The sequence below is a fragment of the Monashia sp. HAY1-2A genome (assembly GCF_056755315.1).
This window is the reverse complement of sequence record NZ_JBNDHY010000049.1, coordinates 1-13,304: the sequence shown is the minus strand read 5'-3', so window position 1 is coordinate 13,304 and position 13,304 is coordinate 1. Positions and strand designations below refer to the sequence as shown.

Annotated in this window: 10 protein-coding genes and 1 tRNA gene; 6 read left to right on the top strand and 5 right to left on the bottom strand. The window is 70.6% G+C overall.

The features are described from left to right. Nucleotides 1-31: 31 nt before the first annotated feature. From cmk to ACPYOM_RS09585, 4 genes are all read left to right on the top strand, one after another. A complete protein-coding gene (cmk, locus tag ACPYOM_RS09600; protein ID WP_481341511.1) occupies nucleotides 32-748 on the top strand; it encodes a (d)CMP kinase in 717 nt (238 codons plus the stop codon). After that, complete coding sequence (locus ACPYOM_RS09595) at nucleotides 745-1,410, top strand: lysophospholipid acyltransferase family protein (protein WP_481345761.1); 666 nt, start codon at nucleotides 745-747, stop codon at nucleotides 1,408-1,410. The genes cmk and ACPYOM_RS09595 overlap by 4 nt, the downstream gene beginning before the upstream one ends. A 12-nt stretch (nucleotides 1,411-1,422) precedes the next feature. Further along, nucleotides 1,423-2,916, top strand: a complete 1,494-nt coding sequence (gene der / locus ACPYOM_RS09590; protein ID WP_481345760.1) for a ribosome biogenesis GTPase Der — start codon at nucleotides 1,423-1,425, stop codon at nucleotides 2,914-2,916. Nucleotides 2,917-3,013: 97 nt separating this feature from the next. Beyond that, nucleotides 3,014-3,087, top strand: a tRNA-Pro gene (locus ACPYOM_RS09585). A gap of 246 nt (nucleotides 3,088-3,333) precedes the next feature. Here the strand turns inward: ACPYOM_RS09585 and ACPYOM_RS09580 are convergent. The 5 genes from ACPYOM_RS09580 to ACPYOM_RS09560 all read right to left on the bottom strand — a co-directional run bounded on the left by ACPYOM_RS09580 (nucleotide 3,334) and on the right by ACPYOM_RS09560 (nucleotide 11,238). Beyond that, the gene (locus tag ACPYOM_RS09580) at nucleotides 3,334-4,290 is read right to left on the bottom strand and encodes an NmrA/HSCARG family protein (protein ID WP_481345759.1); all 957 of its coding nucleotides are present in this window, start codon (nucleotides 4,288-4,290) and stop codon (nucleotides 3,334-3,336) included. 44 nt (nucleotides 4,291-4,334) lie between these two features. Next, nucleotides 4,335-7,154: a helix-turn-helix transcriptional regulator gene (locus ACPYOM_RS09575; RefSeq protein WP_481345758.1), complete on the bottom strand. Its 2,820-nt coding sequence runs from the start codon at nucleotides 7,152-7,154 to the stop codon at nucleotides 4,335-4,337. 603 nt (nucleotides 7,155-7,757) lie between these two features. After that, on the bottom strand, nucleotides 7,758-9,248 hold the full coding sequence (locus ACPYOM_RS09570; RefSeq protein ID WP_481345757.1) for an aldehyde dehydrogenase family protein: 1,491 nt from the start codon (nucleotides 9,246-9,248) through the stop codon (nucleotides 7,758-7,760). Between the two features lie 14 nt (nucleotides 9,249-9,262). Further along, nucleotides 9,263-10,537 carry an NAD(P)/FAD-dependent oxidoreductase gene (locus ACPYOM_RS09565; protein WP_481341519.1) on the bottom strand — a complete coding sequence of 425 codons (1,275 nt, stop codon included), beginning with the start codon at nucleotides 10,535-10,537 and terminating at the stop codon, nucleotides 9,263-9,265. Between the two features lie 26 nt (nucleotides 10,538-10,563). Continuing rightward, nucleotides 10,564-11,238 (bottom strand): haloacid dehalogenase type II, encoded by a 675-nt coding sequence (locus ACPYOM_RS09560; RefSeq protein ID WP_481341520.1) that lies wholly within the window; start codon nucleotides 11,236-11,238, stop codon nucleotides 10,564-10,566. A gap of 79 nt (nucleotides 11,239-11,317) precedes the next feature. On the opposite strand from ACPYOM_RS09560, the gene ACPYOM_RS09555 reads away from it, so the two are divergent. Continuing rightward, nucleotides 11,318-12,133, top strand: coding sequence for a GntR family transcriptional regulator (locus tag ACPYOM_RS09555; RefSeq protein WP_481341521.1), 816 nt, complete (start codon nucleotides 11,318-11,320; stop codon nucleotides 12,131-12,133). Nucleotides 12,134-12,372: 239 nt separating this feature from the next. Continuing rightward, nucleotides 12,373-13,302: an ABC transporter substrate-binding protein gene (locus tag ACPYOM_RS09550; protein WP_481341522.1), complete on the top strand. Its 930-nt coding sequence runs from the start codon at nucleotides 12,373-12,375 to the stop codon at nucleotides 13,300-13,302. Nucleotides 13,303-13,304 lie beyond the last annotated feature (2 nt).

Genomic DNA, 13,304 nt, shown 5'->3' with positions numbered 1-13,304 from the left:
GGCCCGCGGGACAGGCACTATCCTCTGGCGCATGTCGCAGACCGCCGATCAGCACGAGCAGCCCGTCCCCGGATTCGTCATCGCCATCGACGGGCCCTCGGGCTCCGGCAAGTCGAGCGTCTCCAAGCAGGTCGCCCGCGCGCTCGGCTTCGCCTTCCTCGACACCGGCGCCATGTACCGCGCCCTGACGTGGTGGTGCCTGCACCGCGGCGTGGACCTTGCCGACGTCGAGGCGGTGGAGAAGGCCGCGGCCGACTTCCCCCTGACGATCGGCACCGACCCCGACGCGCCGACCGTCACCGTCGACGGCACGGACGTGTCCGCGGCCATCCGGGAGGGCCGCATCTCCACGAACGTCTCGGCCGTCGCCGCCGTGATCCCCGTCCGCGAGATCCTGTGCGACCTGCAACGCCGGCTCATCTCCGACGCGGCGCGCGCCTCCGGCGGCGTCGTCGCCGAGGGTCGCGACATCACCACCGTCGTGGCTCCCGATGCGCCGGTGCGGATCCTCCTCACGGCTTCGGAGGAGGCCCGCCTGGCCCGCCGGAGCAAGGAGCTGCACGGCCACGCCGGGGAGCACGCCGTCGCGGCGACGCGGTCGCAGGTCATCGACCGTGACCGGGCCGACTCGGCCGTGTCCGAGTTCACCGTGGCCGCAGACGGCGTCACGACCGTCGACACCTCGCACCTGGACTTCGAGGGCTCCGTGGCAGCCGTGCTCGCCGTCGTCGAGGCAGCACGGGCATGAGCACGGCCACGGCGCCGCACCCGAGCCGGGCCCGCGTCGGGCGTCCCATTGGGCGGTTCATCTTCACCACGCTCTACCGGGGCACCGCCCGGCACCGCGAACGGGTACCCCGCTCCGGCCCGGTCATCTTCGTGGCCAACCACGCGGCCTTCCTCGATGGCCCGCTCGTCTTCTCGATGGCGCCGCGCCCGGTCAGCTTCCTCGTCAAGCAGGAGGCGTTCGCGGGCTTCTTCGGCTGGACCATCCGCAACGTCGGGCAGATCCCCATCGACCGCACCGTCGGCGACCGGGCCGCTCTGGCCGCCGCGACCGCGGTGCTCGAGGAGGGGGGAGCGGTCGGCATCTTCCCCGAGGGCAACCGGACCGACGGCGAGGTCCAGCAGGTCAACCAGGGCGCGGCGTGGATCGCCCTGCGCACCGGCGCCACGATCGTGCCGGTGGCGGTCATGGGCACCCGCGTCCTGGGCGGCTCCAAGGACGCCTGGCCGGCCCCGCGCTCGCGCCTTCTCGTCGACTTCGGCGAGCCGTTCCACCTCGACGTGGACGCCTCCGCACCGGGCCGGGAGCGCCTCCGGCTGGCCAGCGAGCAGCTGCGCGACCGCCTCGCGTCACACGTGCGTCGTGCGCGGGTGGAGAATGGTGCCTCCAGAGACGTTCACTGATTCGAGGACACCGTGACTGACGAGACCGCCCGCCCCACCGACGAGGGCGCTCCGATCTCGACCACCACCGCCGACGAGGCCGGCGTCGAGCGCGCCCTGCGAGCCGGCCTCTCCGAGTTCGAGCTGAGCCCCGAGGACGAGGCGCTGCTGTCGGCCGAGGGTCCACTCGTCGGTGACGAGACCGGCCGCGGCCCGCTGCCGGTCGTGGCCGTCGTCGGACGGCCGAACGTCGGCAAGTCGAGCCTCGTCAACCGCATCCTGCGCCGACGCGAGGCCGTCGTCGAGGACGTCCCGGGCGTCACCCGTGACCGAGTCTCCTACGAGGCCGAGTGGGGCGGTCGGCGGTTCACCATCGTCGACACCGGCGGCTGGGAGGCAGACGCGTCCGGCATCCACCTGCGCGTGGCCGAGCAGGCCGAGATCGCCATCGACCTGGCCGACGTCGTCGTCTTCGTGGTGGACGCCACGGTCGGGGCCACCGACGACGACGAGAAGGTCGTGCGCCTGCTGCGGCGCTCCGGCAAGCCCGTCGTCCTCGTCGCCAACAAGGTCGACGACGAGCGTGGCGAGGCGGACGCCGCGGCCCTGTGGAACCTCGGGCTCGGGCAGCCCTGGCCGGTGTCCGCCGTGCACGGACGCGGCAGCGGTGACGCGCTCGACGCCGTCCTGGAGGTGCTGCCCGAGGTCTCGGCGCACGGCGCCTACGCCCAGGGTGGCCCGCGCCGCGTCGCCCTCGTCGGCCGGCCCAACGTCGGCAAGTCGAGCCTGCTCAACAAGCTCGCCGGCTCGGACCGCGTCGTCGTCGACAACGTCGCGGGCACGACCCGTGACCCGGTCGACGAGCTCATCGAGCTCGGCGGCACGACGTGGCGGTTCGTCGACACCGCGGGCATCCGCCGTCGTGTGCACCAGACCCGTGGTGCGGACTTCTACGCCTCGCTGCGCACCCAGACGGCGCTGGAGAAGGCCGAGGTGGCCGTCGTCCTCATCGACGCCGAGCAGCAGATCGCCGAGCAGGACATCCGCGTGGTCCAGCAGGTCATCGACGCGGGTCGTGCCCTCGTCATCGCCTACAACAAGTGGGACACCCTCGACGAGGAGCGCCGCTACTACCTCGAGCGCGAGATCGAGAAGGAGCTCGTCCAGGTGCCGTGGGCGCCACGGGTCAACATCTCCGCTCGCACGGGGCGCCACACCGACCGGCTCGTGCCGGCCCTCGAGACGGCGCTCGAGTCGTGGGACACCCGGATCCCGACGGCCCGCCTCAACGCGTTCCTGGGCGAGATCGTCGCCGCGCACCCGCACCCGGTCCGCGGCGGCAAGCAGCCGCGCATCCTCTTCGCGACGCAGGCATCGACGCGTCCACCGCGCTTCGTCGTCTTCGCCTCGGGCTTCATCGAGGCCGGCTACCGCCGCTTCATCGAGCGTCGGCTGCGCGAGCAGTTCGGCTTCGAGGGAACGCCGATCGAGGTCTCGGTGCGGGTCCGGGAGAAGCGCCGGCGCTGACCCCCGGCAGGCACCCGGCGGGGGAGCGCTGGACCCACCCCCCGATTCGGTCGAGGGCAGGACGATGCGCTAGGGTTTCGTTCGCCCCACCGGGCCACGGGCTGTGGCGCAGCTTGGTAGCGCACTTGACTGGGGGTCAAGGGGTCGCAGGTTCAAATCCTGTCAGCCCGACCGATCGGGGCCTGACCTGTTCACGCAGGTCAGGCCCCGTTTCACGCCACGTCCTGCTCTCGTGAGCCGCACGTGCCGCGCCTGGGGTCCCGTCGCCCGGCTTCGCGCTGCAGGACATAGAGAGGCAGTCGCCGTTGTGACCACACCTCCGCGTGGTCCGGTGACAGGCCTCAGGTCGATGTCACGCACCTGTAGCCGGGACACCTCGCGGAACCGCATGGCCGTCGTGGCGAGGCGCCAGGCCGATCAGGCTTGAACCGTCGGTGCCAGCTTCGTCCGGGCCTGCTCGACCCAGGCGTCGAAGTCGGACAGTGACGGGTTGAGCGAGCGCGCCACTTCGATGGGGCGTTGGTCTGTCTGCTGGGGTACCTCGGCGATGAACTGGAACATGTTGGCTGCGATCTCGATGCCCGGAAACGGCAGCGCGCGGAAGGCCTCCAGCGGCATCGGCTGGTACCTGACCCGCTGGGCGAAGACCCGCGAGAGACCGTCGGCCAACTGCTCTCCCGTGACCTGCTGCGCAGCGAGCGGGACCCTGGTGCCGAGGTAGTCCCCTGGTTGCTGGAAGATCCGGTAGGCGCAGCGGCCGATGTCCTCGGCGGCCATGCCCGGTAGCTTGGCCCCGCCGAGCGGGAGGACCAGGGTGAGGACGCCGTCCGGTCCGGGCTGCGGAACACCCTTGCCGAAGACGAACCCGTCCCAGTGCGTCGGAGTGAGCACATACGTCGTCGGAACGCCGGCGGTCTTGAAGGCCGAGTCGCCGTCGGCTTTGGCGTCGAACGGCGGCACCTTGTACGTGCCCATCACGGTCGGCATCCTGGCGTCGTCGAGCGGGTACCACCGGCGAGTGTCCTCCATCGTGGACCAGATGGCGTGCCGGACGCCCGCCTCGGCGGCGGCGCGGGCCTGGTTGCCGGCTTGCGTGGTTTCACGCTGCGGGGAGAAGTGCTCCCAGAACGTCGTCATGCAGAAGGCGCCGTAGGCGCCGTCGAACGCGGCGACCAGGCTGTCGGTGTCGTCCATGTCGGCCTGGACCACGGTCGCGCCGAGGTCGGCGAGTGCCCGAGCGGCCGGCGAGTCGGGTGTGCGGGTGATCGCGCGGCAGGTGAAGCCGCCGTCTGGGTCGGCGAGGATCGCCCGGGCGAGCCCACCTGCGGTGGCGCCGGTGGCACCGATGACGGCAATGGTCTTGGTTTCGGTCATGTCGTCGACGTTAGGAGCGCAGCGGGGAGCAGGCGTCGACCGAACTACTCAGTGGCAGTACTCATTCGGGTGCTCTGCACCCAGAGAGCCACTTGGCTGCGGTGGTGCAGGCCCAGCTTGTCCATGATGTGCTGCACGTGGTTCTGCGCAGTGCGCTCGGAGATGTAGAGCCGGGCCGAGATCTCGCGGTTGGTGCGGCCCTCGGCGAGGAGTTCCGCCACCTGCTGCTCCCGTCGGGTCAGTGGCAGAGAGCTCTGCTTGTCCAGCCGCTCGAGCAGCGCGGCCGACTTGGCGAGGATCGGCGGCATTCCCAGCCGAGTGCAGCGCCGTCGCGCGTCGATGGCCAGCGACCGGGCCCGCGTCAGGTCCCCGGGCGCTGAGCGCCGCGTCAGTGCCCTTGCCAGCTCGTACTGCGCCTCGGCGTGAAATCCTTCGGCACCGTTCGCGGCACAGGACTTGGTGGCCGACTCCAGGTCGGCGATCGCGTCGTCGAGCAGGCCGAGGTGTGTTGCGCCGATCCCGAGCCACAGCTCGGCTGGACCCAGGTAGGCCATCGCGTAGCGGCCGTTGACGATGTGGTGGCCGCGGAAGGCCGCGAGCCGGGCGCTCAGGGTGACGACGTCGTCGTCGACGTCGAGCGCGGATGCCGTGGCGATTCCGAGCGCCCACGTGACCAAGGCTCCGTGCGGCGACTCCCGCCACTGCGTGGCAGGGCCGAGGCGGCGGTAGAGGCGGGCCGCCTCCGGGATGCGACCCAGGTCAGCCAGCACCGCCGCTGGTCCCAGTGTCATCACGATGCCTTCGAGGGGCCAGTCCTGGTCGGCCGGGTCGACGCCCATGCCGAGCGCGTCGAGGGTCTGGTCCGAGTAGCCGATGTGGTGGCCGAGGTTGGCCAGGAACCCTGCGTAGAGCAGAAGCGCCGGTGGGTGGCCGGTTGCCGCCACGCTCGCCAAAGCCTCGTCCCCGTAACGGTGGGCCTCGGCCAGCTGGCCGCGTGCCTGGGCCAGCACCGCCGTGCAGTTCAGCACCCGCCACCGGGCGATCGGCCCACCGACCCGGCTCGCCCATCGCGTCACCTCCTCCAGCGCACGCCCCGCCTCGGCGAGCTCTCCGCGTTCGCACGCGGCGTCGAAGCGCCACTCGGCCGCGGCAAGGAGCACCCTGGAGCGATCGGTGCGGGTGCCGAGGTCCGCCATCCGAGCGGCGTCGAGCTCACGTTCCGCGAGGCCGTCGGGTCCGGACCGGACCATGTGGTGGCCGACCAGGGCCGCCTCCTCCGCCTCGGCGTCACTGTCCTCACCGACCAGCGAAACCGCCTCGTCGGCCGCGCGTTCTGCTTCCTCGATGTCCGAGAGGTGGTCGCACACCACGGCGTACGCCGCAAGCAGGCGCGCACGCAGGCCGGCCCGGTCCCGGCCGACGACGTGGAGCGCCTGCTCGCACATGCTGCGGACCAGCCGGTCGACCCGAGGGTCGAAGGTCGGATCGACAACGAGGGCGGCCTCACCGACGAGGTCTGCAAGCCTGAGGCGACCAGCGAGGTCGATGACCTCCTGGCAGTTCTGCAGGGCCCCGCCGATGTCCGCGGACAGCGCCTGCGCGGCCGCCAGCTCCAGCCTGAGCCGACACTGCGCCTCACCTGTCGCCGGCCCGACCAGCGACAGCGCCCGGGCGAACCAGCCGGCGGCGTCCTCGTACGCGTGACGCCGCATCGCCTCCCGGCCGGCCTCTTCGCTCCACTCACGACCCGGAACGGAATCTCCTACCACCGCGGCCTCGGCCCAGTGTCGTGCCAGCGCAAACATCACCGATCCGTCCGGGTGCCCCTCGTGCTGCTCCTCGATCGCCTCTGCGGCTCGCCGGTGCAGACCTGCGCGGCGGGCGGTGTCCAGCCCGGCGACGATGGCGTCCCTCACCAAGCTGTGGGTGAACCGCCACTGACCCGACTCGTGCTCAGGCCTGACCAGGGCGGCTCCAGCCGCCTCGTCAAGAGCCTGGACCACGGCCAACATCTGGCAACCGGTCACCGCCGCCACCAGCGAGACCGGGAACGCTGCTCCGACGACCGCGGCCGCCTCAAGGACAGCGGTGCAGCCGGGCGACAGCCGGGAAAGCCGAAGGCGGACCGTGTCACGCACTGACCGTGGAACTCCCGAAAGGCCGCCGTGATCGGCCAGCTGTCGGGCGAGCTCGGCCACGAAGAACGGGTTGCCGCCCGTCGCCTCCATCACCGCCGTCAGCTCGGTCTCGGTGGGGTCCCGGCCCGCTATCGCCGCCACCTGACGGCCTGCACCAGCGCGATCGAGACCCTGCACCTCGAGCTGCCGCGCGTGCGGCTCCCGGGCCAGCTCGGACAACGCCCCCGTCGTGTCCCGACAGGTCAACACCAGCAGGAGCCGCTCTTCGCGCGCAGTCCGAGCCAGGTGGCGCGCGAGCAGCTGAGAGCCGGTATCAGCGGCGTCGGCGTCATCAAGCACGATCACCAGCAGAGACGCCCGGGCTGCCTGCAGCACGACCCCCGTGACGGCATCGAACCAGCGCAGCCGTTCCTCCACCGACGGCTCGCTCGCGACCTCGAGAAATCCTGCAACAGCAGCCGAGTCCGCGCAGCCCGCGCCCTCGAGGGCCCGAACCACCTCGAGCCACGGCCGGTACGGGGCCACACCATCCGTCGCGGCCGCCCGGCCCCACGCCACCACAGCACCCTGGCCGCCCGCCATCCTGCTGAGCTCGTCCGCCAACCGGGTCTTCCCGACACCGGGCTCACCCACACACACGACCAGCCGGGCACGACCGCAGCCCGCCTCTTGCAGGCAGCCGAGCAGCACGCCCAGCTCCCACTCACGCCCCACCAGCGCCGACACCGGCGGCCTCCCTCATTCGGCTTCGACGGCTTCGTGCCCCTCGAGGTGACGCCCAGCCGTGATGTCATCCCCCGGCCGAAGTGTTCAGCAGTCATTGTGACGGACACCGGCAGATCCGGCCACGCCCCGGACCGGCTTGCCCGCCCGTTCTGGCGAGGTGGTCCCTCCGGGCGCCTCAGTGGGGGAGTGCCACGCCGGTGTCGCTTGAGCGTGGGCCCACGCGGCCCCAACGGCCTGCACGCGGTGCACGACGTCGGCACTCGAGACGCTGTCGTTGGCGGTCATCGGGTGCGTGCGGCACGGACCTCGACGGATCCGGGGGTCAGGGGGTCGCGAGTTCAGATCCTGCCAGCCCGACCGTCTCCTCTTCGGGACAGAGGAAGGCCTCGAACCCACGGGTTCGGGGTTCCTGGCGTTCGGGACTCGGTGGAGGCGCATGGCCATGGAGAGCCGGTGAGTGCCGGCCGGCTGCGGACCGGCCTGGACCGCTGCCGCCGTGACCGTCCGTGACGCACTGACGGCATCTGGACCTCACCGACGGCCCCAGCCGAGTCGGCTGGGGCCGTCGGTGTGCCCTTCTCGTGGAGGGCTGCCCGCCCGGCGTCAGGAGATCAGGTTGATGATGGTGTTCTTGGGCTCGGTCATGGCCTCGACGGCGAACTGGACGCCCTCCCTGCCGATACCCGAGCCCTTGAACCCGCCGAAGGGCATCGCGTCGATCCGCAGGTCGCTCGTGCCGTTGACGACGACGGCTCCCGCGACGAGGCGGGACGCGACGCTGAACGCCGTCTCCACGGACTGGGTGAAGACGCCCGCCTGCAGGGCGTAGTCACCCTCGTTCGCCGCGGCGACCGCGCCGGTCAGGTCCTCGAAGGGGACGATGGTCACCACCGGTCCGAAGATCTCGTCGGTGAGGACCTTCGAGCCTGCCGGGACGTCCGTGAGGATGGTCGGCTCGTAGAAGGCGCCTCGCCGGGAGCCCCCGACGCGGACCGTCGCTCCGTCCGCGACGGCCTTGCCGACCCACTCCTCGACCCGCTGCGCCTCGCCCTCGGTGACGAGGGGACCGACGTCCGTCGTGGCGTCGAACTTGCCGCCGACCCTCAGCCGGCTGGTGCGGTCGACGGCCTCCGCGAGGAACTCCTCGTAGATCGACGTGTCGACGTAGACGCGCTGGACCGACAGGCAGTTCTGGCCCGCGACCCCGAACGCGCCGTCCACGACGGCCTCGACAGCGTGGGGCCGCACGGCGTCGGCGCACACGATCGTGGGGTTGTTGCCGCCGAGCTCCATCAGCATCTTCCGGGGGCCGGCGGCCGCGGTGATCTTGGCGGCCGTGGCCGGTCCGCCGGTGAACGAGACCAGGGCGATGCGCGGGTCGGCCACCAGCGACTGCCCGGCTCCGGCACGGCCGCACACCACGGCGATCCTCGACGACGGCACGCCGGCGCGAAGCAGCAGCTCCACGAACGCCAGTGCCGTGAGGGGGGTGTGGTCCGACGGCTTGAGGACCACCCCGTTGCCGCCGATCAGGGCCGGACCGAGCTTGTGGGCCACGAGGTTGAGCGGGTCGTTGAACGAGGTGAGCGCGGCAACGACCCCGACAGGCTCGCGGGTGAACCAGCCGAGCCGGTTACCGCCGCGCCTGCTCGCACCGAAGGGGATCGTCTCGCCCTTGAGGAACACCCCGGCCTCGGCGGACAACCGCAGGGTCTCGGCGCAGCGGCCGACCTCGCGCTCGGCCTCCTTGAGCGTCTTGACGCCCTCCGAGGCGATGAGATGGGCGAACCGGCCCGCCTCCTCGCGAAGCAGCCGCGCCGCCTCGTGCAGCGCCTCGCTCCGGGCCCACAGCGGCCAGTCCTCGCCCGTCACCGACGCGAGGACGCCGGACACCGCCGCCGCGACGTCCGCCGGGGTCGAGTCCGCGACGTGGCCGATGACCCGGCCGTCCTCGGGGTCGGTGACCGGCAGCGTCAGGTCGTGGCGCTGCCAGCTGCCGTTGACGAGGGCGCCTCCCGGCACCGACAGGTCGGCCACGGGCCGGCTGCCGACCTGCGCGTCGGGGCTGACCACCCGCTGGTCTGATGCGTACACGGTTGCACTCCTCGTCAGCTGAATCGGTCGACGACCTTGGCGTATCCGCCGATGATCGGAAGGAACCAGGGCGGCCCGACGTGGCCGGGCACAGCCCGGTAGGGGAGTCGCTCCCACAAGTTGCGGGAGTGCTCCCCGACCATCGACAGGGCCATCTGCTTGCCCATGTAGGTGGCCATCTGGACGCCGTGGCCGCTGTACCCGAGCGAGTAGTGCACCCCGTCGCGCTCGCCGGCGTGCACCATCTGGTCCATGGTGAGGTCCACGAGACCGCCCCAGGTGTAGTCGATGCGTGTCGAGGCCAGGTACGGGAACAGCTCGGTCATGGCGCGCTTGAGGATCGCGGCGCTCTTGAGGTCCGAGTCCGGGCTCGAGAGAGCGAACCGGGCCCGCCCTCCGAAGAGGAGACGGTTGTCCGGTGTGATCCGGAAGTAGTAGGTGAGCATCTTGTTGTCGGAGGCCTGCCGCTGGCGCGGCAGGATCCGCTGGACCGTCTCGGCCGGCAGCGGCTCGGTCACGATGATGAAGCTGCCGACCGGGATGGTCCGTCGCTGGAGCCACGGAGTGAGCGAACCGGTGTAGCCGCTCGTCGCCACGAGCACCTTGTCGGCCTGGACGATGCCTCGGGTGGTGTGCACCGCGTGTCCGCCGTTGCGACGCTCGAGCTGCGTGACCTGGGCGTTCTCGCACACCGTGACGCCGGCCCGGACTCCGGCCCCGGCGAGCCCGTGCGCGAGCTTGCCGACGTGAACACCGGCCCCGAGCGGGTCCACCATGCCGCCGGCGTAGAAGTCACTGCCGATCTCGGTGTGGATCTCGTGCTTGTCGACGACGTCCACCGAGTAGCCGGCCAGGTCAGCGAGCTTTTCCTGCGTCTCGCGCATGTGGCCGACCTGCTTGGCGTTCATGGCCAGGGTGAGCTTGCCGGACCGCTGGAAGTCGCAGTCGATGGAGTGCTCCTTGACCAGCTGCTCGATGGTGTCGATGGCCCGGTTGTACTCGCCGAACATCTCGACGGCCTGGTCGCGCCCATAGCGCTTGATGGCCTTGCCGAAGCCGATGGCGAGCCCGGTCGTGGCCATGCCGCCGTTGCGGCCGGAGGCGCCCCAACCCACCGTGTGCTGGTCGAGCACGACGGCGCTGGCACCGTGCTGGACCGCTTCGAGGGCCGCGGACAGACCGGTGAAGCCGGCGCCCACGATGGCGATGTCGACGCGTTCGGGAACCGGAGTCCGGCGATAGTCCCCTGAAGGGGTCGCGGTGTCCAGCCAGTACGGGGTGAGCTTCACCTGTTGCTCCTGGGAGTGGCAGTCGGTCAGAGACCGAGGAGGTCGTTGAGCTCGTCGAGGGACGTGACGGTCGTGTAGTTGTAGGCCGGGCTCTCCGGGTCGTAGCCCCGGTCGAGGTAGACCTTGTTCGTGAAGCCCAGGTCGTCCGCCGGCATCAGGTCGTAGCGCGTGTGCGAGGAGACGTGCAGGAGCTCCTCGGGGCTGGCGCCGAGCTGGTCGAGCATGTACTCGAAGGCCTGGTAGCGGGGCTTGTAGAAGCCGGCCTGCTCCGCGGTGTACACGGCGTGGAAGTCCGCTCCGAGCTTGGGCACGAGCGCGTCGAGGTAGCTGGTGTCGGCGTTGGAGAGGATCACGAGGGGGAAGTTGTCGCCGAGCTTCTTCAGCGGGGCGGGCACGTCGTCGTGCGGCTCCCACGAGAGCACCGCGGCCGCGAACTGCTTGCCCGCGTCCTCCTGGACCTCGAGGCCCCACTTCTTGCACGTCCGGGCGTAGGCGTCGTGCAGCACCTGGTCGTAGGCGTAGAACTCGCCGCACACCTGGTCGTAGCGGTAGTTCCTGAACTGGCGGATGAAGGTCTGGATCTGGGGCTCGGTCAGGCGGTCCCCGATGAGCCGGCGCGTCGTGCTGGTGATCTCGAAGTAGATGAGCGTGCCCAGGCAGTCGAACGAGACGTACTTCGGGCGGGTGAGCTGGTTCGGCATGTTCTGTCCTATCGCTGGGGGAGCAGGGGTGGCGCCCGTTCCGAGGACGCGATGGGAATCGTAACCCGACCTTTGCAGATTGTCGACCGTCGGCAACCCGTTGTTGACAAGTTACCGAGGAGTGCGAAGATACGAGAGTGGCTGGCGCCTGCCCGAGGGCTCCGGCCCTCGTGAGGGGAGGATCGTGATGGTGTCGGGACTGAGCAGTCTCAAGGCGCTGGAACGCAAGTCGACGTCGGATCGCATCAGCGACGAGCTTCGGCAGATGATCATCGAGGGCGCCCTCATGCCGGGGGAGCAGCTCGGCGAGGCGAGGATCGCCGAGCAGCTGGGGGTCTCCCGTGCCCCGGTGCGAGAGGCGCTGCAACAGCTCGTCCAGCAGAAGCTGGTGGTCGCGGCCCGCAACAAGGGCGTCTCGGTGGTGACCTTCTCGGCCGCCGACATCTGGGAGATCTACGACGCCCGGTGTGCGATCGAGAGCCACGCGGCGGCGCGGATCGTGGAGGGCCCGCCCGGTGCGCGCGCACGTGCTGTGGACTCGCTGCGAACGATGCTGAGCAGGCTTGCGACAGCGGTCAAACGGGGCGACCACCGGCAGATCTCGGCCGCCGACCTCGACTTCCACATGAGCCTCGTGGCGGCGGCTGACAACTCACGGCTCGTCGACGCCTACTCGATCCTCTCGGCCCAGACGCTGACCTGCATCAACCGGCTGGAGATCGCGCTGCCATCGGGCGAAGAGGTCGTCGACGACCACCAGGTCCTGGTCGACGTGGTCGCCAGCGGCGACCGGGAAGCCGCCGTCAAGGCCGTCGAGGCGCATCTGACGATGGCGGCGGGCAACCTCGCCGCGCCGCCGGCCAGGGCGACCGGGAGCGCCCTTCGCCCCGGCTGACCCGGACCGGACAAGCCATCCGCGCGACGGGCCCAGCCCCGACGCCCGGCCACCCCGACGGACCGACCGACCGGTCCTTCAGGTGCTTGGTCCGGGCGTCGTGCTGTGCCGGGACCCGGCCCATGCTTCGGCTCCTCCTTCTCGCACGAAAGATGAAAAGTCGTTAGCCGATTGTCGACAATCAGCGATCTACATGCTTCCATATACCCCGACAAGTCCATCGCTTGAAGGGAACGATCATGAGGTTCGGAACGAAGCTTGCTGCAGTCGCCTCCGGGGCTGCGCTGACGATGACGATCAGCGCGTGCGGGGGCGCCGCCGGCGGGACGAGCGGCGGTGCGGGTGCGGCTCCGACCGGGTCGGTGCCGGCGGTTCAGGTGGACCCGGCGGCGGTCAAGCTGTTGCCGGCGTCGGTCAAGGAGCGCGGCACGCTGACGATGGCCGCGGACCTGCACTACCCGCCGACCTCGTTCCTGGACACCGACAACAAGACCCCGATCGGGTACAACGTGGACATCGCGAACCTGCTCGCGGCCACGCTGGGACTCAAGGTCGAGGTCAAGAACGTGTCCTTCGACTCGGTGATCCCCGGGATCGCCGCCGGCCGGTACGACTTCACCGCGACGAACATGAGCCCGACCCCGGAGCGGCTCAAGGTGCTGGACATGGTCACCTACTGGTCGGCCGGGTCCTCGCTGATCGCGGCCAAGGGCAACCCGGCCCAGCTGAGCCTGGCCGACCAGTCCACGCTGTGCGGGCACCAGATCGCGGTGCTCAGCGGCTCGACCCAGGCCGAGAAGTACCTGCCGCAGATCTCCGACGACTGTCAGGCCGCGGGCAAGCCGGCGGTCGACGCGGTGGTCCTGCCGAACGTGCAGGCCGCGCTGACGCAGCTGGCCTCCAAGCGGATCGAGGGTGTCTTCTCCGACACCTCGCAGCTGGGCTGGGCCGCCAAGCAGCAGCCGCAGGCCTTCGACCTGCTGCCCCAGCAGTACAAGAAGAAGGTCGGCAACAGCATCGTGGCCCTCGGCGTGGCCAAGAACTCGCCGCTGGCCCCCGCGCTGCACGCGGCGATGCAGTCGCTGATGGCCGGTCCGGCGTACAAGGCCACCCTGGACAAGTGGGGCCTGGGCACCGGCGCCATCTCCAGCTCCGAGCTGCTGAAGTAACG

Bases quoted from the DNA above. Each gene is read 5' to 3' on its own strand.
- cmk (WP_481341511.1), top strand. From the start codon at position 32: ATGTCGCAGACCGCCGATCAGCACGAGCAGCCCGTCCCCGGATTCGTC.
- ACPYOM_RS09595 (WP_481345761.1), top strand. From the start codon at position 745: ATGAGCACGGCCACGGCGCCGCACCCGAGCCGGGCCCGCGTCGGGCGT.
- ACPYOM_RS09580 (WP_481345759.1), bottom strand. From the start codon at position 4,290: ATGACCGAAACCAAGACCATTGCCGTCATCGGTGCCACCGGCGCCACC.
- ACPYOM_RS09560 (WP_481341520.1), bottom strand. From the start codon at position 11,238: ATGCCGAACCAGCTCACCCGCCCGAAGTACGTCTCGTTCGACTGCCTG.
- ACPYOM_RS09550 (WP_481341522.1), top strand. From the start codon at position 12,373: ATGAGGTTCGGAACGAAGCTTGCTGCAGTCGCCTCCGGGGCTGCGCTG.